This window comes from Pseudomonas sp. P129 (assembly GCF_020312195.1).
GTDB lineage: Bacteria > Pseudomonadota > Gammaproteobacteria > Pseudomonadales > Pseudomonadaceae > Aquipseudomonas > Aquipseudomonas fragariae.
On the sequence record NZ_JAGPYS010000008.1, the window covers coordinates 1 to 19,624 of the forward strand.

Consider the following 19,624-nt stretch of genomic DNA (forward strand, 5'->3'; position numbering starts at 1 on the left):
AGTTGCTCATCAGCGGGAGGCGAATTCTACAGCGTTACAACCGCGTGTCAAACTCTTTTTTCTCACCGCTGTCGATCACTCCAGACCCGACCTCTTTCCTCGCTGACTCTTCACTCCAAAAACTTGCAAACTATTGATCTACAAGGCTTTTTCGTTTCCGTCTGCGCCGGAAGTGGGGCGAATTATAGACACCTCACAGAGGGCGTCAACCGTTAATTTCAAAATTGCCAAAATTAACCTTAAAGGCCCCTTGGCTATATAGAAGAGCCCGTCGCAAACGCTTTCTTCTATATAGCTACAGCACCCCTGCCTCGCGCAGCAGAGTGATCTCTTCCTCACCCATCCCCAGCAGCGCCTGCAGCACTTGCGCCGTATGCTCTCCCAGCAACGGCGGCGCCCTTGTGTATTCGACTGGCGTCTCAGACAGCCGTATCGGGCTGGCGACCTGCGGAACACGCCCGGCCAGCGCATGGGGAAGCTCTATGGCCAGGACACGCGCTACCACGTGCGGATCGGCAAACACCTGGGCCAGGTCATTGACCGGCCCGCAAGGCACACCGGCGGCCTCCAGCTCACTGACCCACTGGGCAGTGGTCTTGAACACCGTTACCTGGCGAATCAACGGAATCAGCTCGGCACGATGAGCCACTCGTAGCGTATTGGTCAGGAAGCGCGGATCGTCCGCCCACTGCGGCTGCCCCGCCACAGCGGCAAACTTCCTGAACTGACTGTCATTGCCGACGGTAAGAATCAGGTCGCCATCAGCCGTAGGGAAGTCCTGATACGGCACGATGTTGGGATGAGCATTTCCCAAACGTTTTGGCGCTACCCCTGTCGTCAGGTAGTTCATGGCCTGATTGGCCAGACAGGCTACTTGTACATCCAGCAGCGCCATATCGATATACTGGCCGATATCGCTTTGATCACGATGCGCCAGAGCAGCGAGAATGGCCGTCGTCGAATACAGCCCCGTCAGAATGTCAGTCAATGCGACGCCGACCTTCACCGGCCCGGCCCCCTCTTCACCGTCCGGCAGACCGGTAAGGCTCATCAAGCCACCCAGCGCCTGGATCATGAAGTCGTAACCCGGACGCCGCGCATACGGCCCGCTTTGCCCGAAGCCGGTAATGGAGCAATAGATCAGCCTCGGGTTGACCGCCCTCAGCGACTCGTAATCCAGTCCGTAAGCCGCCAGCCCGTCGACCTTGAAGTTTTCGATCACGATGTCGGACTTCGCTGCCAGTTCGCGCACCAGCCTTTGCCCTTCAGAACGCGTGAAGTCGATGGTCACTGACTGCTTGTTGCGATTGGCGGACAGGTAATAAGCCGCCTCGCTGGTGTTCTGCCCCGCAGCATCCTGAAGGAACGGCGGCCCCCACGAGCGCGTATCATCGCCACACCCGGGGCGCTCGACCTTGATGACGTCAGCGCCGAGGTCAGCAAGGATCTGCCCGGCCCATGGCCCGGCCAGGACTCTCGACAGGTCGAGCACCCGGATATGCGAAAGCGCCCCCATGATCAGCCCTCCTTAATAGAAAGCCTGAATGCCGGTCTGCGCACGCCCAAGGATCAACGCATGCACGTCGTGCGTGCCTTCGTAGGTATTCACCACTTCCAGGTTGACCAGATGCCTGGCGATGCCAAACTCGTCCGAGATGCCATTGCCGCCCAGCATGTCGCGGGCCAGACGCGCGATATCCAGCGACTTGCCGCACGAGTTGCGCTTCATGATCGAGGTGATCTCCACGGCAGCCGTACCTTCGTCCTTCATGCGCCCCAGACGCAGGCAACCCTGCAAGGCCAGAGTGATTTCGGTCTGCATGTCTGCCAGTTTCTTCTGGATCAGCTGATTGGCCGCCAAAGGACGGCCGAATTGCTGGCGATCCAGGGTGTATTGTCGCGCGGTGTGCCAGCAGAACTCCGCGGCACCCAGCGCACCCCAGGAAATGCCGTACCGTGCCGAGTTGAGGCAGGTGAACGGCCCCTTCAGACCGCGCACGTCGGGGAAGATGTTCTCTTCGGGGACGAACACGTTATCCATGACGATCTCGCCGGTGATCGATGCGCGCAAACCAACCTTGCCGTGAATGGCCGGAGCGCTCAGGCCTGCCCAGCCTTTTTCGAGAACGAAACCGCGAATATCGCCGGCATCGTCCTTGGCCCACACCACAAACACATCGGCGATCGGGCTGTTGGTGATCCACATCTTGCTGCCGCTCAAGCGGTAACCACCCTCGACACGCCGGGCACGGGTAATCATCGCTCCAGGATCGGACCCATGATCAGGCTCGGTCAGGCCGAAGCAGCCGATCCATTCGCCCGAAGCCAGTTTGGGCAGGTACTTCTCTTTCTGGGCCTGCGTACCGAACTCGTTGATCGGCACCATGACCAGCGAGGACTGCACACTCATCATTGAACGGTAGCCCGAGTCGATACGCTCGACTTCACGCGCGATCAGCCCATAACACACATAATTCAGACCGCTGCCGCCGAACTCTTCCGGGATGGTCGCCCCCAACAGCCCCACTTCGCCCATCTCGCGAAAGATGGCCGGGTCGGTTTTCTCGTGACGGAATGCTTCCAGCACGCGCGGGGCCAGCTTGCTCTGGGCGAACTGCTCGGCCGTGTCGCGGACCATGCGCTCTTCTTCAGTGAGCTGTTGATCCAGCAACAAGGGGTCAATCCAGTTAAAGCTTGCCTTACCGCTCATGCCAGTTCCTCGCATTCAGATGAAATCATGCAGCGATCCTAGTCCCGGCCCATGCCAGCGACAAACGAGGTTTTATCAAGCGTCTGTGCTAATTTCTCACTCCGTGATACCAAAATTCGCTCTAAAACAAAAATATCAGTGAGAAGAAAGTACATGAGACGCAAGATACCCAGCACCACTGCACTGGTCAGTTTCGAGGCAGCCGCCCGCCACGAGAGCTTCACCAAGGCCGCCAATGAGCTGTCCCTCACGCAAGGCGCTGTGTGTCGGCAAATCGGCGGACTGGAGGAGTTTCTCGGCGTTGAGCTGTTCCGGCGTTCGCGCAGGGGCGTAAAGCTCACGGAAGCGGGGCTTTCCTATAGTCGTCGTGTGTCCCAGCAACTGGACGCGGTCGAGCGTGACACACTGTCGGTCATGGGCCAGCAAGGTGCCAACGCCATCGAGCTCGCCGTGGTGCCGACCTTCGGAACTCAGTGGCTGCTGCCGCGCCTGAAGGACTTCCAGCACAGGCACCCCGACGTCACGGTCCACCTGACCAACCGCACCCGCCCGTTCCTGTTTGCCGACACCGACTTCGATGCCGCGATCTACTTTGGCGATGCCGACTGGTCCGGCACCCAGTCGCATCGGCTGATGGGTGAAAACTCCATGCCGGTCTGCAGCCCCTCCTTTCTTGAAGGTCGCGACAGCCTGGAAGCACGCGAACTGGCCGAATTGCCGCTGCTGCAACAGACCACCCGGCCCTACGCCTGGCGGCAATGGTTCAACGCACAGGATCTGGATGTAGCGCGTGACATGACCGGTCCGCGCTACGAGCTGTTCTCCATGCTGGCGCAGGCGGCCATGCACGACATGGGCATCGCCCTGATTCCGCCCTTCCTCATTCAGCGTGAACTGCAGGAAAGGCGCCTGGTGATCGCAAACACCCGCGCACTGCCCGGCAGTAGCAGTAAGGCCTATTACCTGATGATTCCCGAGCGCAAAGTGGAATCGGCCTCGCTGACTGCATTTCGTGACTGGCTGATCGAACAGGCCCAGCGCTACCGGCTGCCCCAGGAACAAGCCTGAAGCCGTTCAAAGGTAGTCCATAGCGAAAGTCGCCTACAGATATAAGCTTATGTCGCAATGAAGAAACTTCCCACTGTTCACAAAAATCCGGCATCCCCCTTTGTTTATAGGGACTTTAGTGCTATTCGCTGCTTTTCCCGGTTTTCCGCCAGAAAACTTCTATCACCTGTTTTTTGTAAGGAATAGCGCCACAAGCCTTACAAATAAAGGTCCTCGTCAGATCAGTGCGACAATAGGTCACAGTATGACTTGTAGTTCATCTATAGTTTCGTTACAGAATGTATTGAAGCCCGCAAACTTCGCCTGCAAAATGCCCCGCCCCTGCTGCACAGGGGTGTGCTGATTGGCCAAGCCAGACGCACCAGCCGTAGTGCACTGGCCTACATACGAACGATAAAAAATCGCGCAGGAGATTTGTCGTGCACATTGGTGTTCCTCTCGAAACACAAGCGGGCGAAACCCGGGTAGCTGCTACCCCGGAGACCATCAAAAAGCTGATCAGCCAGGGTCACAGGGTTACGGTGCAAAGCGGCGCGGGCCTTCATGCCAGCGTTCCGGACAGCGCTTACGAGGCTGCTGGCGCAGTGATCGGTGACACTGACGAGACCTATGCGGCCGAGCTGATTCTCAAGGTCGTCGCACCTGACGATGAGGCGCTGAGTCTGATCAAAAGTGGCTCGGTGGTCGTCGGCATGCTCAACCCCTTCAACAATGAACTGATCGGCAAGATGGCCGCACGCGGCATTACCGCGTTCGCCCTGGAAGCCGCGCCGCGCACATCGCGCGCGCAAAGCCTTGATGTGCTGTCTTCGCAAGCCAACATCGCGGGCTACAAGGCAGTACTGCTCGCCGCACATCATTACCCGCGCTTCATGCCCATGCTGATGACCGCTGCCGGCACCGTCAAAGCTGCCCGGGTGCTGATCCTGGGCGCCGGCGTTGCCGGTCTGCAGGCCATTGCCACCGCCAAAAGGCTGGGCGCCGTGGTAGAAGCCTCGGATGTACGTCCGGCAGTGAAGGAGCAGATCGAGTCGCTGGGCGCAAAATTCATCGATGTGCCCTACGAGACCGACGAAGAGCGCGAATGCGCCGAAGGCGTCGGCGGCTACGCGCGGCCCATGCCGGCCAGCTGGATGCAGCGCCAGGCCGCCGCCGTTCATGAGCGCGCGAAATTGTCGGACATCGTCATCACGACCGCACTCATTCCCGGCCGCAAGGCACCGGTGCTGCTCGGCGCAGAAACCGTGGCGCAGATGAAACCAGGCTCGGTGGTGATCGACCTGGCCGCTGCACAGGGCGGCAACTGCCCGCTGACCGTTGCCGATCAAGTGGTTGTCGAGCACGGCGTGACCATCGTCGGCCACACCAACCTGCCCGCTCTGGTCGCAGCCGATGCATCGGCGCTCTACGCCCGCAACCTGCTGGACTTCATGAAGCTGCTGTTCGACAAGGACGGCACATTCTCGATCAACCTCGAAGACGACATCGTCGCCGCATGCCTGATGTGCCGCGACGGGCAAGTTGTCCGCAAGAACGGCTGAGGACACACCAATGGAAGAGCTGATTTCCCCCGGCGTCTACAACCTGATCATTTTCGTACTGGCGATTTATGTCGGCTACCACGTGGTCTGGAATGTCACGCCTGCGCTGCACACGCCACTCATGGCGGTCACCAATGCCATCTCCGCCATCGTCATCGTCGGCGCCATGCTCGCCGCTGCGCTCACGGTCACCCCGCTGGGCAAGACCATGGGCACGCTGGCGGTCGCACTGGCGGCCGTGAACGTGTTTGGCGGGTTTCTGGTCACTCGGCGGATGCTGGAGATGTTCAGGAAAAAGGCCCCCAAGGCAAAGGATGAGGCGCCCAAGTCATGAGCATGAATCTGGTTACTCTGCTGTACCTGATCGCATCGATCTGCTTCATCCAGGCACTCAAAGGCTTGTCGCACCCGACCACCTCGCGCCGTGGCAACCTGTTCGGCATGCTCGGCATGGGCCTGGCGGTCATCACCACAATCGGCCTGGTGTTCAAACTGGCGGCACTGTCTAGCGCTGAAGGGACCAGCGCAGGCATCGGCTACATCGTGGTCGGCCTGCTGGTGGGCGGAACCGCTGGCTCGATCATGGCCAAGCGCGTCGAAATGACCAAAATGCCGGAGCTGGTGGCGTTCATGCACAGCATGATCGGTCTGGCAGCGGTGTTCATCGCTATAGCAGCCGTGGTCGAGCCTCAATCGCTGGGTATCGTTCGCAATCTGGGCGATGCGATTCCGGCCGGCAACCGTCTGGAGCTGTTCCTCGGGGCAGCCATCGGTGCGATTACCTTCTCGGGCTCGATCATCGCTTTCGGCAAACTCTCGGGCAAGTACAAATTTCGCCTCTTTCAAGGCGCACCGGTACAGTTTGCCGGCCAGCACACGCTCAATCTGGTCCTGGGTCTTGCCACGCTGTTCTTCGGCCTGACCTTCATGTTCACCGGCAGCCTCACTGCCTTTGCGATCATGCTGGCGCTGGCCTTCGTCATCGGTGTGTTGCTGATCATCCCGATTGGCGGGGCCGATATGCCAGTGGTGGTCTCGATGCTCAACAGCTATTCAGGCTGGGCAGCAGCCGGCATCGGCTTTTCGCTGAACAACTCGATGCTGATCATTGCGGGCTCACTGGTAGGCTCCTCGGGCGCGATCCTTTCCTACATCATGTGCAAGGCGATGAACCGCTCGTTCTTCAACGTGATCGGCGGTGGCTTCGGCGGCGCAACGGAGTCGGCAGGCCCGGCGGGTGCCAAGGAAGCGCGCCCGGTGAAGTCAGGTTCGGCAGACGACGCAACCTTCTTGCTGACCAATGCCGATACCGTGATCATCGTGCCCGGCTACGGCCTGGCAGTGGCTCGTGCCCAGCATGCGCTCAAGGAACTGACCGAGAAGCTCGTACACCGCGGCGTCACTGTGAAGTACGCCATTCACCCGGTGGCCGGACGCATGCCGGGGCACATGAACGTGCTCCTGGCCGAAGCCGAAGTGCCTTACGACCAGGTCTTCGAGATGGACGACATCAACTCCGAATTCGGTCAGGCCGATGTGGTGCTGGTGCTCGGCGCCAACGACGTGGTCAACCCGGCCGCCAAGAACGATCCGAAATCCCCTATCGCCGGGATGCCCATCCTGGAGGCGTTCAAGGCCAAGACCATCATCGTCAACAAACGCTCGATGGCCAGTGGTTACGCAGGTCTGGATAACGAATTGTTCTATCTGGATAAAACCATGATGGTGTTCGGCGACGCCAAAAAGGTGATCGAGGACATGGTGAAGGCCGTCGAAAACGCCTAGCCTCACAGCGCTCCATTGAAGCCCCGGCTCGCTTGGCGACCGGGGCTTTTTACATTCCGCGCAACAGTGTTTTGCGCTGGAACCCGCCAATCAGAGCGCTCAAATGCGACCTTGGTAGCAGGACGAAGCCCGTCCAAGGCTCTAGACTTGTCGTTCGCTTCTATCTACGAGACAGACCCATGTACCGTGACCGTATCCGCCGGCCCTCCCTGATGAGCAAGGTTATGAGCGCAGCCGACGCTGCCGCCTTGATTGAAGACGGCATGACCGTCGGCATGAGTGGCTTCACCCGTGCAGGCGAAGCCAAGGCCGTACCCCACGCGCTGGCCGAGCGCGCCAAAGTGACGCCGCTGAAAATCAGTCTGATGACCGGCGCCAGTCTGGGCAATGACCTGGACAAGCAACTGACCGAGTCCGGCGTTCTGTCCCGGCGCATGCCCTTTCAGGTCGACAGCACGCTGCGCAAGGCGATCAACAACGGCACGGTGATGTTCATCGATCAGCATTTGTCCGACACCGTCGAGCTGCTGCGCAATCGGCAGATCAAGGCTGTGGACCTGGCCGTGATCGAATGCGTGGCGATCACCGAAGAGGGTCATCTGGTGCTGAGTACCTCCGTGGGCAACTCGGCCAGCTTCGCCATTCTGGCCAAACAGGTCATCGTGGAAATCAACCTGTCCCAGCCACTGGAGCTGGAAGGCCTGCACGACATCTATATACCCAGCTACAGACCGACACGCCTGCCGATTCCGGTCCTGGAGGCCGATTCGCGTATCGGCAGCCACGCGGTGAAAATCGACCCGGCAAAAATAGTCGGCATTGTCATCAGCAACCAGCCCGACTCGCCTTCCACGGTAACGCCACCTGACGCGGACACGCAGGCCATCGCCAATCATCTGGTGGAGTTCTTCAAGAAGGAAGTGCGCGAAGACCGCCTGACCGACAAGCTGATGCCATTGCAGGCCGGTATCGGCAACATTGCCAACGCCGTGATGCATGGCCTGCTGGCGTCGCCCTTCACCGACCTGACGATGTATTCCGAGGTGCTGCAGGACTCGACCTTCGACCTGTTCGATGCAGGCAAACTGACTTTCGCCTCGGGCAGCTCCATGACCTTGTCGGCGGCCAAGCACGCCGAGGTCTTTGCCGACTTCAATCGCTACAAGTCCAGGCTGGTATTGCGCCCCCAGGAAATCTCCAACCACCCCGAGGTGATCCGCCGTCTGGGCATCATCGGGATCAATACCGCGCTGGAGTTCGACCTGTACGGCAATGTGAACTCCACCCACATCTGCGGGACACGCATGATGAACGGCATCGGCGGCTCCGGAGATTTCTCGCGCAACGCGCACCTGGCGATCTTCGTCACCAAATCGATCGCCAAAGGGGGCGCGATATCCAGCGTTGTGCCGATGGTCAGCCATGTCGACCACACCGAACACGACGTCGACATCCTGGTCACCGAGCAGGGCCTGGCGGACCTGCGCGGTCTGGCGCCTCGCGAGCGCGCCAGGGTGATCATCGACAACTGCGTGCATCCGGATTATCGCGACGCGCTGAACGCCTATTTCAGTGCTGCTTGCGCTGTGGGCGGGCACACCCCGCACATCCTGCGCGAAGCACTGAGTTGGCACATCAACCTGGAAGAAACCGGGCGGATGTTGCCAGCCTGAACAGGACAGTTGGAAGTGAGCAAGACCTTTTCTGGCTCACTTGTCGCGAGTACTTGCACGCTTATCGAAAAACTGTACTTCTGTACCGGTCATAAAAACGCCTTAAAAGGCCAAAATCACTACAATCGACCACAAAATGCACCCATAAAGTGCAGACCGGTACAGTTGCCCCATTTATGAACAAAACAGTGCCCGATCACAGTTAACTGAACCCTCACAATACAGGTGAACTGTGTCTATGGAAGCTGGACGCGCACGAGGAAAATGGGCACCAGTCAAGCAACTCACTTATCCCGCCACAAGCGGAAGGAAGTCACACCATGGAACGTACAATCAGTTCCGATCTGTTCAGCGAAAGCACCGTTACCACCGCAAAAGCCTCTCTGCCTCTGCGCGTATTCGCCAACCTGATGCTCTGGCAGCGTCGCCTGTCCAGCCGCCACCAGCTGGCCCGTCTGGATGCACGCCTGCTGGCTGACGCCGGTATCAGCGAATCCCAGCGTTACGAAGAGCTGAGCAAGCCGTTCTGGCGCTAAACATGCGCCCGCTGGTTCTTGACCTTTAGGTCTCCTGCCAGCACCCCGAATTGCTTCATACAAGACCCGTCTCAGGCAACTGAGGCGGGTTTTGTCGTTTCAGGGGGCGATTAAAGAGTTCTGGCTAGACAGGTACAGTTTTTAAGAAGTCTCAAACTGCAGGTACAGTTACCAAATATTGCAAACTGTGTAAGCCGAAGCCATCGACCGTCATGACAACTGCGGTATCGGTGGGATAGTCTAGCGCTCTACCTCAGCCCTTCGGCTTCGCAGGCAGTCTGTGCCCACTTGTCCACAACGGAACTCGATCATGTCTCTGCTACGTAACCTTGGCGCTGTCTTTCTGTTGACCGCCGCAGCCGGTGCAAACGCCTCCAGCTTCATTGTCACCACCGACGCAGTGGTCGATGCCGTCAATGCAGCGACGCGCGCGACCTCCAACGTTTCTTCTTCCCTGAAAGACGACAAGATCGTTCTTGCCGCCCGTGACGACGCCGCCAGCTTCGTGGCCAGCTCCGGCGACATCCGCAGTGCTCGACTCGAAGGCGCGCTGCAGCATATCCGCCAGGTTCTGCCTGAACTGCAAGCCAGCGACAGCCAATTGGCTCAAGCCATCCTGGCCATCTGACCGCTGCGCCCCGGCCATGTGCCGGGGTAGCTCTGGCCCGCGCATTGCGCTAGCCTTGGAGGCTGTTTTGCCGGTTCGTGAAAGTCATGCGTTTAGTGCACCTTCTGTATATCGCTCCCTTTGCCAGCCTGATGTACGTCAGTCAGGTTCAAGCGTTCGATACGACCACGCAAGGCCTGGTCAAGACCGGCTACGCCACCAGTCAGGTTTCGACAGGACCGTTCGATAACAAACTGATCATGGCTGCCCGTGACGATGCTGCTGCATTCATCGCCAGCGGCGGAGAAATGCGCGGTGCCCGGCTTGAGTCAGCGCTGCACGCCCTGCGTCAGGCAGATGCAAAACTTCATGCCAGCGACCTTGAACTGGCGCAGGCAATCCTCGTCCAATAGCCACTTTCCCCTCTTCGCGTAACTGGAGACGTCACTACATGCGTACCCCGCTGATTGCTGCTTCCCTTGGCCTGCTCTTGCTGGCCGATTTTGCCCAGGCCCAGACTGTTGTGGCCACGAGCAACATCATCGTTCGTGCGTTCGGCCGTACCATCGATTTCACTTCCGACACCACCACATCGATCCGCGATTCCAAGGTCGTTCTCCAGGCCAAGGACGATGCTGCCAGCTACGTTGCCACCGGCGGTGATATCCACGGTGCCCAACTAGATGCTGCGTTCGACACGCTGCGTACCCGCGTGCCGGAAGCGCGCGGTGCAAGCGATCAGACCCTGGCTGAAGCAATCCTCGCATTGTGAGGCGGCTTCGCGCCTGGCTGCTCGCTGGCGCGCTGTCGCTGGTCGGTACGCATGCCTTTGCCAGCCTGAAGCTGGAACTGCACACCGACGGCCTCGATGCACCTCAACAGCAAGCCAGCCAGGCGCTGCTCGACGAAGCCCTGCATGCGTTACCGCCCAGCTTCGTCGAAGCACTGGACCGCACCGTCGAGGTGAGCTGGTCCGCTGACATGCCGCAGAATGCCTACGGTCAGGCTGCCGGTCCCTATCAGCTGTACCTCAACAACCACCTGCTGGCGTCATTGACGGACGGCTCGGCCGCCACCGCCCAGACGGGCCGGCCACACGGCACGGTGCGTCGTGAGTTGCTCGCCACTGTCCTGCATGAGCTGACCCACGTCTACGACCGCGCCCGCCTGTGGTCGCCCAGCGAGCGAGCGGCGATTTTTCGCTGCACATCACGCAGCAGTTCGCTGGGCAAGGTCGGCCTGCCTGACAACTGCCGCGGCCAGACCGAGCGACGCTTCACCCTGAGTGACGATCCACGCCTGCTGGACCTGGCGGGCTGGCAGCAATATGTCGGACGTCGTGGCGACCGCGAGGAACATAACGGCCAGGTTGCCCGCAGCCCGGACATCTACGAAACCACCAGCCCGCTGGAATTCGTGGCGGTGAACATGGAGTACTTCCTCCTTGATCCGGCCTACGCCTGCCGTCGCCCTGCCCTGTATGCGTATTACAAGGAGCGTTTCGGCTGGGCACCTGCAGCCCATAACGAATGCCCAAAGTTTTACCCCTACCTGAACGCCGGCAGCGACTTCGGCCGGGAGCCGCTGGGCAAGCTGGACCCGGAACGGGTCTATGCGGTGGACTATCTGCTGGCCGAGGCGAACCAGAACTGGGCAAGCCGCTGGGGCCACAGCATGTTGCGCCTGGTGATCTGCAAACCCGGTCGCCCGCGCGGCCCGGATTGCCGATTGGACCTCGATCAGCATCTGGTGCTGTCTTACCGGGCGTTTGTCGGCGACGTGCAGCTGTCCAGCTGGGACGGCCTGATGGGGGCCTACCCGTCGCGCCTGTTCGTCCTGCCACTGGCGCAGGTCATCGATGAATACACCAAGACCGAACTGCGCAGCCTGGCGTCGGTACCGATCAAGCTGTCGCGTCCGGAAATAGAAGGGCTGGTGCAGCACGCTGCCGAGATGCACTGGAGCTACGACGGCAACTACTACTTCCTTTCGAACAACTGCGCCGTTGAAAACCTCAAACTGCTGCGCGCCGGTACGCACAACCCCAAACTCGTCGGCCTGGACAGCATTTTGCCCAACGGTTTGCTTGAAGTCCTCGAAGGCCGTGGGCTGGCTGACACCAGCGTACTGGATGATCCCAAGGAGGCGCTGCGTCTGGGCTATCGGTTCGACTCCTATCGCGACCGCTATCAGGCGATGTTCGAAGTGCTGAAGAAGCACCTGCCGATCAAACAGAACACCGTGGAAGACTGGATGGCCCTGCCAGCCAGTGAGCGCAGCCAGTGGTTCGCTAAAGCCGATCTACGTACCAGCGCTGCGATTCTGCTGCTCGAGCAGGCCAGCCTGCGCAGGCAACTGCTGTTGGCCCAGGACGAAGTGAAACAGAGCTACCTGGGTGCACGGGAATTGAAAGACGGCAAAGTCTCCAACGCGACCAAAACGCTGCAGGAAATCCTCGCCAGCAGCGGGTTCCTCAGCCGGCCTGCCGAGCTGCTGGGCAGCGACGGGTACGGTTTGCCACAGGCGGGTGAATGGCAGCGTCTTGAGGCAGAAAGCAGTCAGCGCCAGAACCAGCTCAAGCGCCTGACCGGCGATCTCGACAAGGAAGTGCGAGCCCTGCTGGAGCCTGAGCGCGCCAAAGAGATTGCCGCCAACGAAGCCAACCTCAAACAGGTGTCCGAGCACCTCAGGGCGTTGCACAAGGCTGCAGGCGGGCTGCAGCTGCCGTGATCAGGCGGCTTTCTTTCTCGGTTTGAGGTATTTGACCAGGCCCTGGAACCAGATCACCAGGGCCGGGTTGCCCTTGATCTGAATATCCTTGTCCTGAATGCCCTTCATGAACGCCAGCTGCTTGTTCTTCGCCTGCAGGGTATCAAAGCCGAAGGCTGCATCACGAAACACGATGGCAAAGGCCGGCTCTGCAACCGTGCCGCTTGCACTGCGGATCCGCTGATCGTGGACCATGAAGTGACGTGCAACCTTGCCATCTGCGGTCTGCAACTGAAAGGTCAGGTCCTTGCCAGCCAGTTGCTGCTGAAACGCAGGGTTGTTACGACTGGCGCGAGCCATCAGCAGGCCCAGCATCCACAACAGAAAACGAAATTTCATACACGGCCTCTGAACACGCGGGTTCCGATTCGGGATCGGCGTGGCAGTGTAGCGGGTTATCGGCGCAAAACCTGTAGAACAAAATGGATATCGAAGGAGATCGGCACTAAACGGCCGTTGAGCGCGAGGATGCTGCTCCGCGTGGGAAGCAGCATCACACTGACATCAACGAATGCTGTTGATGCTGCCTTTGTTACCCGTGACCTTTACATCGACCTTCTTGAAGATGAAGTAGTCCTTGACGCTGACTTCGTAGCGCGGCGCGACGATCAGATCGGCGCCGGAGGATTTGACCGCTTTGAAGGCGGCTGCCGCTTTGGTCGTCGAGACAGGATCAGGCAACGCCAGACCCAGGCCGCCACCGCCACTTGCGCCACCGTAGGTCACGCCATCGGCGAACTGATTATCGCCGCCGAAGCTCAGGAAATTGAACAGCACGTTGGTGGACGACTCGCCGCTGATGGTGCCGCCAACCTTGACGTCAGCCTTCAGGTCGGTTTTGACCGTGCCTTCCAGCGGTGCGCTTGGCTGGCTGACGTTGTAGCTCACACAACCGCTGGTCGTGGCGATCAGCGCCGCAACAGCAGCAAACTTCCATGGCTTTTTCATTCGAGATTTCCCAAGAGTAATTGAAGGGGTGCAGCAGGGGCGGCACTCTAAGGGAATCAACAACAAGAAGAAGTCAGGCAAAGCTGGGGCTTTGGAAGGCAATTACACGCAATGGGGTAGGACAATTCTCGCAGGGAGCGAAAGGCATCATCGGCGTCATACGACAGAAACAAGAAACGGGCACCCAATCCGATTGGTGTGCCCGCCTGTGGGTCGCGCGCCTCCCGCCGAGGCGCACAACAGGGTGTCAAGGATTGACGCTGTCTTTCAGGGCTTTCCCCGGTTTGAAGGCAACCGTGTTGCTTGCCTTGATTTTAACCGGCTCCCCGGTCTGTGGGTTCTTGCCAGTGCGAGCGCCGCGGTGGCGTTGCAGAAAAGTACCGAAACCTACCAGCGTGACACTGTCCTTGCGGTTCAGTGCGCCAGTAATCTCTTCAAGGATGGCATTGAGAACGCGATTGGATTGTTCTTTGGTGAGATCCGCCTTTTCAGCGATGGCGGCTGCAACATCTGGTTTGCGCATATGAAGCCTCTTTTACGGTTTTTTGTTTTTATGTCCCGCGCCGCTTTTGTAAAACAACGGCAACAAGGCGCCGCGACAGCTCTACGTAGCGGCAGACAAGACCGAGGATGGCATGCCGAACTGACCCGCGCCAGTGCATGAACGCGGTTTATTGGCAGAAATACAGGGTCAATCCGACAAAATGACGAGAAATCACGCCAATAACGCAGGTAACGCCTTGTTGAGTGCGAGTTTTTCCATAACCGCAGCGCCTGTCAGGGCATAGCCCAGCAGATGGCCATCAGCGTCGTGACACAGCGCCTTGATGTCAGCGCCCTGCCCTTCGACGCTCCAGTGGCCATCGCTGCCACGCGGCGGCGGCGAAACCACCAGCGGGCAGGCGGGCGTCTTCACGGTGATCGGCATGGGCCCGTATTTGACGGAAGTCGGGTTTCCGGCCAGCGTCTGGGCCAACGCACGAGCGCAGCTCATCAACGGCATCACGTAGAGCAGGTTCAGGCCATCGACTTCAGCGCAATCACCCAGCGCGTGGATGTTGGCGTGGGAGGTTTGCAACAGGCGGTCGACCAGAATGCCGCGCCCGGTCTGCAGCCCGGCGGCAGCGGCCAGTTCGATGCGAGGACGCAGGCCGATGGCTGACACCACCAGGTCGCAGTCCATCACCTGCCCGTCCGACAAGTGCGCTTGCAGGCCATCACCATTGCGATTCAGACGGGTCAGCACCGGCCCCAGATGGAAACGTGCACCCAGGCTTTCAAGGCCGGACTTCACAGCAGCCGCAGCCTCAGGGGGCAACAGGGTCGGCATGACCTGTTCGCACGGCGCCACCAGATCCACTTCATAGCCGCCCAGGATCAGGTCGTTGGCGAACTCACAGCCAATGAGCCCTGCGCCGAGAATCAGCACCCGGCGTTTGCCCGCCGCAGCCGCCCGGAAACGGGCGTAATCCTGAAGATCGTTGATCGGGAAAACCGCGTCGCCGGCGTCGCCTTCCACCGGTACACGAATGGTTTCGGCGCCCCAGGCCAGCACCAGATCGCGGTAATACACCGCCTCTTCGCCGATCCACAGGCGTTTGTGGCCGGCATCGATCCCGCTGATGCGCGTGTGCGTACGAATCTCGGCCTTGAGCTGATCGGCCATGGCGCCGGCTTCAGCCATGCTCAGGCCGTCAGCCTCCTTGTTTTTGCCAAAGCCGGTAGAGAGCATCGGCTTGGAGTAGGAACGGCCATCGTCGGCCGTGATCAATAGCAGCGGCGTGTCCACGTCCAGCTTGCGAAACTCTCGGGCGAGGTTATACCCCGCAAGGCCGGTGCCGATGATGACGACAGGTGCGCTCATTGTTCTTCCCTATTTCACTGTGCCTGGTGCTCGTTGTTGCCAGCCCTTGTTTGCGGGCAGCAATCAGCCGATTTCGATCATCTCAAAGTCCATCTTGCCCACGCCGCAATCCGGGCACATCCAGTCTTCAGGCACATCCTGCCAGAGGGTGCCGGGCGCAATTCCGTCATCCGGCCAGCCATCGGCTTCGTTATAGACCAGGCCGCAGACGATGCATTGCCACTTCTTCATGTCAGGTTCTCTCGTTTATCAGGCTCAATAGCGTACGACGGTCGGTTGCCGTCTTCTGAAGGGGCGTTGTACTGATCGGCAGGCGCGGATGCAAGTCTGATTCTATAACCCGACGCTCTATCGACCGTCGGTCGAGACCGGCAATCATGCTAAGCTCGCGGCCTCGTTGGCTGCCGGAACTGGCTTACCGTGACCCAGCAATCCCCCGCATTCATTGGCCCTGCCTGGCTTGAGCGCGAGCAATTGATCGACGCACCGGACCCGGTAATGCTCGACTGGTTGTTCAATCAGGACTCCCTCACTCGTCGGTTGGACCGTTTGTCTGACGGTCGTTTCAGCGTATTTCCGCAGTTTGAAGGCTGGCAGCCCTTGCGCCCTGACGAGTGCCTGGCGCTGGGCCTGCCAGAGGCTGGCGAAGGCTGGGTGCGCGAGGTGTACCTGCGTGGTAACGGCAACAACTGGGTGTTCGCGCGCAGTGTCGCCGCCCGCAGCGCCCTGCAGGATGGTGGCCTGGATATGGACGAGCTGGGCACTCGCTCGCTGGGTGAGTTGCTGTTCAGCGACCCGGCGTTCGTGCGCGGCACGCTTGAAGTGTGTCATTACCCCGAGGCCTGGCTGCCGGCTGCCGATGCAGCGCGCGGACTGTGGGCACGGCGCTCGCGCTTTGATCGCGATGCCTTGAGCGTGCTGGTCGCCGAAGTTTTCCTGCCTGCCCTGTGCACTGCGATTCATGACAAGGACCACGTCTGATGTACCTGTCCCTCCTCAAATCCCTCAATCGTCTGAGCCCGCGCGCCTGGGACTTCATCCAGCTGACGCGCATCGACAAGCCCATCGGCGTCTACCTGCTGCTGTGGCCGACCCTGTGGGCGGTCTGGATTGCAGGCAAAGGCGCGCCGTCGCTGCAGACCGTGTGCATTTTTGTGCTCGGCGTCTTTCTGATGCGCGCGGCAGGCTGTGTGATCAATGACTTCGCCGACCGCAAGGTGGATGGCCACGTCAAACGCACCGAGCAGCGTCCGCTGGTCAGCGGCAAAGTCAGCCCCCGGGAAGCGCTGGTGCTGTTTGCGGTGCTGGTCGGCCTGAGCTTTGTGCTGGTGCTGTTCACCAACGCGGCGACTATCTGGCTGTCGTTCGGCGGTCTCGCCCTGGCGGCCAGCTATCCGTTCATGAAGCGCTACACCTATTACCCGCAAGTGGTGCTGGGGGCTGCGTTCTCGTGGGGCATGCCGATGGCCTTCACTGCCGAAACCGGAGAGCTGCCCGCTGCAGCCTGGCTGCTGTACATCGCCAACCTGCTGTGGACCGTGGGCTACGACACCTACTACGCCATGGTCGATCGCGACGACGACCTGAAAATCGGCGTGAAATCCACGGCCGTCCTGTTCGGCGATGCCGACCGGGTCATCATCCTGACCCTGCAAGGGCTGGCACTGGGCTGCCTGATGCTGGCCGGTGCGCGCTTCGAACTGGGCGCGTGTTTCTACATCGGTCTGCTGGCAGCGGCAGGCTGCTTTGCCTGGGAATTCTGGAGCACCCGAGAGCGCGAGCGAGACGCCTGCTTCAAGGCCTTCCTGCACAATCACTGGGCCGGGCTGGCGATATTCCTGGGCATCGTCGCCGACTACGCGGTGCGCTGAAAACAGCCAGCGCCAGCCTGGGCACGAATTAAATAACTTCAGGATCGCGGGGCCTGCGGGCCCCCGCAGCCTGTCAGCGTGCTAGCCTCATTCAGACCTGTCACACGACTGCAATAATTCCGTTATCTAATGCGCCCCAAGACAGTTAAATGACAAGAGGTTCGAGCATGGCTGGCAGGAGCATCCTGATCGTTGACGACGAAGCGCCAATTCGCGAAATGATCGCCGTTGCGTTGGAAATGGCTGGATACGACTGTATTGAAGCCGAAAACTCTCAGCAGGCCCACGCGATCATCGTGGACCGCAAGCCTGACCTGATTCTGCTCGACTGGATGCTGCCTGGCACGTCCGGCATCGAACTGGCCCGGCGCCTCAAGCGTGATGAACTGACCGGGGACATCCCGATCATCATGCTCACCGCCAAGGGTGAAGAGGACAACAAGATTCAGGGCCTGGAAGTCGGCGCCGACGATTACATCACCAAGCCTTTCTCGCCCCGCGAGTTGGTGGCACGCCTCAAGGCTGTGCTGCGTCGCGCTGGCCCGACTGACGGCGAAGCGCCCATCGAAGTCGGCGGCCTGCTGCTCGACCCGATCAGCCACCGGGTCACCATCGACGGCAAACCGGCCGAAATGGGCCCGACCGAATACCGTCTGCTGCAGTTCTTCATGACCCACCAGGAGCGCGCCTACACGCGCGGTCAGTTGCTGGATCAGGTATGGGGCGGCAACGTCTACGTCGAGGAACGCACCGTCGATGTTCACATCCGCCGCCTGCGCAAGGCTTTGGGGGATGCGTATGAAAATCTGGTACAAACCGTACGCGGCACTGGCTATCGTTTCTCGACCAAAAGCTGACAACCGCTGCGTCGACGCAGGGCAAGGGCCGGTGCAGACCAGACAAGGATTTACCCCTAATTGAATCAAAATTGGCACGGCACTCTGATACGCCACATGTTGTTGCTGGTCACCGCCTGCCTGTTGGTCGGCCTGATCAGTGGGCAATATGCCTGGAGCCTGGCCGCCGGGCTGGGGCTGTATCTGGCCTGGACCCTCAAGCAACTGTTGCGCCTGCATGAATGGCTGAGCAGCCACAAGGCCGACGAGCCGCCTCCGGACGGTTACGGTCTGTGGGGCGAGGTCTTCGATAGCATTTATCACCTGCAACGTCGTGATCAACGCGTCCGCGGTCGCCTTCAGGCGGTCATCGACCGCGTGCAGGAATCCACCGCCGCGCTGCGTGATGCGGTGATCATGCTCGACAGCGACGGCAATCTGGAGTGGTGGAACCGTGCCGCTGAAACCCTGCTGGGCCTGAAGACGCCGCAGGACAGCGGGCAGCCCGTGACCAACCTGGTGCGGCATCCACGTTTCAAGGAATACTTTGCGTTGGGCGACTACAGCGAGCCGCTGGAAATCCCGTCGCCGACCAACGACCGCCTGCGCATTCAGTTGCTGATCACCCGTTATGGCAACAATGAGCATCTGATGCTGGTGCGCGACGTGACGCGCATTCATCAGCTGGAGCAGATGCGCAAAGACTTCGTCGCCAACGTGTCTCACGAGTTGCGGACGCCGCTCACGGTGATCTTCGGCTACCTGGAAACGCTGCTCGACAACGTGGACGAGGTCAATCCACGCTGGGTACGTGCGCTGCAACAGATGCATCAGCAGGGCGGGCGCATGCAGACGCTGCTCAACGACCTGCTGTTGCTGGCCAAGCTCGAGGCCACCGATTACCCCTCGGACAACCACCCGGTGGTCGTCAATTCCCTGCTCAAGACCATCACCGCCGATGCCAACGCGCTGTCGGGCAGCAAGAACCAGCAGATCCACCTCAGCCTGGAAAGCGACATGCGCCTCAAGGGCAGCGAAAGCGAACTGCGCAGCGCGTTTTCCAACCTGATTTTCAATGCCGTCAAATACACCCCGGCCGAGGGCGTGATACGTGTTCGCTGGTGGGCCGACGAACGGGGCGCGCACCTGAGCGTGCAGGATTCAGGGATCGGCATCGAGACCAAACACCTGCCGCGCCTGACGGAGCGCTTCTACCGGGTCGATACCAGCCGCGCGTCCAATACCGGCGGTACAGGGCTCGGTCTGGCCATCGTCAAACATGTGCTGCTGCGCCATCGCGGCAACCTTGAGATCAACAGTGTTCTCGGCAAGGGCAGTGTTTTTACCTGTCACTTTGCCAGCGCTCAGTTGTCCAAACCCGCGAGCGACGATTCAGACTACTAGGCAATCCCGCTT

General features: G+C 60.0%; 21 protein-coding genes. 14 read left to right on the top strand and 7 right to left on the bottom strand.

What is annotated here, in order from left to right; translation table 11 throughout:
• Positions 1–295: 295 nt before the first annotated feature.
• Together KBY02_RS18400 and KBY02_RS18405 are read right to left on the bottom strand one after the other, a co-directional pair.
• Entirely contained in the window at positions 296–1,519 is a 1,224-nt protein-coding gene (locus tag KBY02_RS18400; RefSeq protein WP_225650690.1) for a CaiB/BaiF CoA transferase family protein, read from the bottom strand.
• Positions 1,520–1,528: 9 nt separating this feature from the next.
• Positions 1,529–2,710 carry an acyl-CoA dehydrogenase gene (locus KBY02_RS18405; RefSeq protein WP_003401217.1) on the bottom strand — a complete coding sequence of 394 codons (1,182 nt, stop codon included), beginning with the start codon at positions 2,708–2,710 and terminating at the stop codon, positions 1,529–1,531.
• Between the two features lie 153 nt (positions 2,711–2,863).
• Between KBY02_RS18405 and KBY02_RS18410 the strand changes: the two genes are divergently transcribed.
• The 10 genes from KBY02_RS18410 (at position 2,864) to KBY02_RS18455 (ending at position 12,650) form a co-directional block, all read left to right on the top strand.
• The gene (locus tag KBY02_RS18410; RefSeq protein ID WP_057458169.1) at positions 2,864–3,778 is read left to right on the top strand and encodes a LysR family transcriptional regulator; all 915 of its coding nucleotides are present in this window, start codon (positions 2,864–2,866) and stop codon (positions 3,776–3,778) included.
• A gap of 419 nt (positions 3,779–4,197) precedes the next feature.
• Positions 4,198–5,319, top strand: coding sequence for a Re/Si-specific NAD(P)(+) transhydrogenase subunit alpha (locus KBY02_RS18415; protein WP_003401222.1), 1,122 nt, complete (start codon positions 4,198–4,200; stop codon positions 5,317–5,319).
• A gap of 10 nt (positions 5,320–5,329) precedes the next feature.
• Complete coding sequence (locus KBY02_RS18420; RefSeq protein WP_002555867.1) at positions 5,330–5,653, top strand: NAD(P) transhydrogenase subunit alpha; 324 nt, start codon at positions 5,330–5,332, stop codon at positions 5,651–5,653.
• A complete protein-coding gene (locus tag KBY02_RS18425) occupies positions 5,650–7,104 on the top strand; it encodes an NAD(P)(+) transhydrogenase (Re/Si-specific) subunit beta (RefSeq protein ID WP_225650676.1) in 1,455 nt (484 codons plus the stop codon). Before KBY02_RS18420 ends, KBY02_RS18425 begins: the two co-directional genes overlap by 4 nt.
• A gap of 179 nt (positions 7,105–7,283) precedes the next feature.
• Positions 7,284–8,777 (top strand): acetyl-CoA hydrolase/transferase family protein, encoded by a 1,494-nt coding sequence (locus KBY02_RS18430; protein ID WP_003401225.1) that lies wholly within the window; start codon positions 7,284–7,286, stop codon positions 8,775–8,777.
• A 320-nt stretch (positions 8,778–9,097) separates the two neighbouring features.
• A complete protein-coding gene (locus tag KBY02_RS18435) occupies positions 9,098–9,313 on the top strand; it encodes a DUF1127 domain-containing protein (RefSeq protein WP_002555870.1) in 216 nt (71 codons plus the stop codon).
• A gap of 310 nt (positions 9,314–9,623) precedes the next feature.
• On the top strand, positions 9,624–9,941 hold the full coding sequence (locus KBY02_RS18440; RefSeq protein WP_003340363.1) for a DUF2388 domain-containing protein: 318 nt from the start codon (positions 9,624–9,626) through the stop codon (positions 9,939–9,941).
• An 86-nt stretch (positions 9,942–10,027) separates the two neighbouring features.
• Positions 10,028–10,333 (top strand): DUF2388 domain-containing protein, encoded by a 306-nt coding sequence (locus tag KBY02_RS18445; protein ID WP_003401226.1) that lies wholly within the window; start codon positions 10,028–10,030, stop codon positions 10,331–10,333.
• Between the two features lie 38 nt (positions 10,334–10,371).
• Positions 10,372–10,692 carry a DUF2388 domain-containing protein gene (locus KBY02_RS18450; protein WP_003316115.1) on the top strand — a complete coding sequence of 107 codons (321 nt, stop codon included), beginning with the start codon at positions 10,372–10,374 and terminating at the stop codon, positions 10,690–10,692.
• A complete protein-coding gene (locus KBY02_RS18455; RefSeq protein WP_225650677.1) occupies positions 10,689–12,650 on the top strand; it encodes a DUF4105 domain-containing protein in 1,962 nt (653 codons plus the stop codon). The genes KBY02_RS18450 and KBY02_RS18455 overlap by 4 nt, the downstream gene beginning before the upstream one ends.
• On the opposite strand, the gene KBY02_RS18460 is transcribed toward KBY02_RS18455, so the two are convergent.
• The 5 genes from KBY02_RS18460 to KBY02_RS18480 form a co-directional block, all read right to left on the bottom strand.
• The gene (locus KBY02_RS18460; protein ID WP_011269382.1) at positions 12,651–13,028 is read right to left on the bottom strand and encodes a hypothetical protein; all 378 of its coding nucleotides are present in this window, start codon (positions 13,026–13,028) and stop codon (positions 12,651–12,653) included.
• Between the two features lie 165 nt (positions 13,029–13,193).
• Entirely contained in the window at positions 13,194–13,637 is a 444-nt protein-coding gene (locus KBY02_RS18465) for a hypothetical protein (protein WP_003401233.1), read from the bottom strand.
• Positions 13,638–13,884: 247 nt separating this feature from the next.
• Positions 13,885–14,160, bottom strand: coding sequence for an HU family DNA-binding protein (locus tag KBY02_RS18470; protein ID WP_011269383.1), 276 nt, complete (start codon positions 14,158–14,160; stop codon positions 13,885–13,887).
• A gap of 192 nt (positions 14,161–14,352) precedes the next feature.
• A complete protein-coding gene (locus KBY02_RS18475; protein WP_011269384.1) occupies positions 14,353–15,501 on the bottom strand; it encodes an NAD(P)/FAD-dependent oxidoreductase in 1,149 nt (382 codons plus the stop codon).
• A gap of 63 nt (positions 15,502–15,564) precedes the next feature.
• Entirely contained in the window at positions 15,565–15,732 is a 168-nt protein-coding gene (locus tag KBY02_RS18480) for a rubredoxin (protein ID WP_003401239.1), read from the bottom strand.
• A 189-nt stretch (positions 15,733–15,921) separates the two neighbouring features.
• On the opposite strand from KBY02_RS18480, the gene KBY02_RS18485 reads away from it, so the two are divergent.
• The 4 genes from KBY02_RS18485 to phoR all read left to right on the top strand — a co-directional run bounded on the left by KBY02_RS18485 (position 15,922) and on the right by phoR (position 19,612).
• Complete coding sequence (locus KBY02_RS18485) at positions 15,922–16,482, top strand: chorismate--pyruvate lyase family protein (RefSeq protein ID WP_011269385.1); 561 nt, start codon at positions 15,922–15,924, stop codon at positions 16,480–16,482.
• Positions 16,482–17,372: a 4-hydroxybenzoate octaprenyltransferase gene (gene ubiA / locus KBY02_RS18490; RefSeq protein WP_003401244.1), complete on the top strand. Its 891-nt coding sequence runs from the start codon at positions 16,482–16,484 to the stop codon at positions 17,370–17,372. The genes KBY02_RS18485 and ubiA overlap by 1 nt, the downstream gene beginning before the upstream one ends.
• Positions 17,373–17,539: 167 nt before the next feature.
• Positions 17,540–18,229, top strand: coding sequence for a phosphate regulon transcriptional regulator PhoB (gene phoB, locus KBY02_RS18495; RefSeq protein WP_002555882.1), 690 nt, complete (start codon positions 17,540–17,542; stop codon positions 18,227–18,229).
• 60 nt (positions 18,230–18,289) lie between these two features.
• Positions 18,290–19,612: a phosphate regulon sensor histidine kinase PhoR gene (gene phoR, locus KBY02_RS18500; protein WP_003401247.1), complete on the top strand. Its 1,323-nt coding sequence runs from the start codon at positions 18,290–18,292 to the stop codon at positions 19,610–19,612.
• Positions 19,613–19,624: the final 12 nt, after the last annotated feature.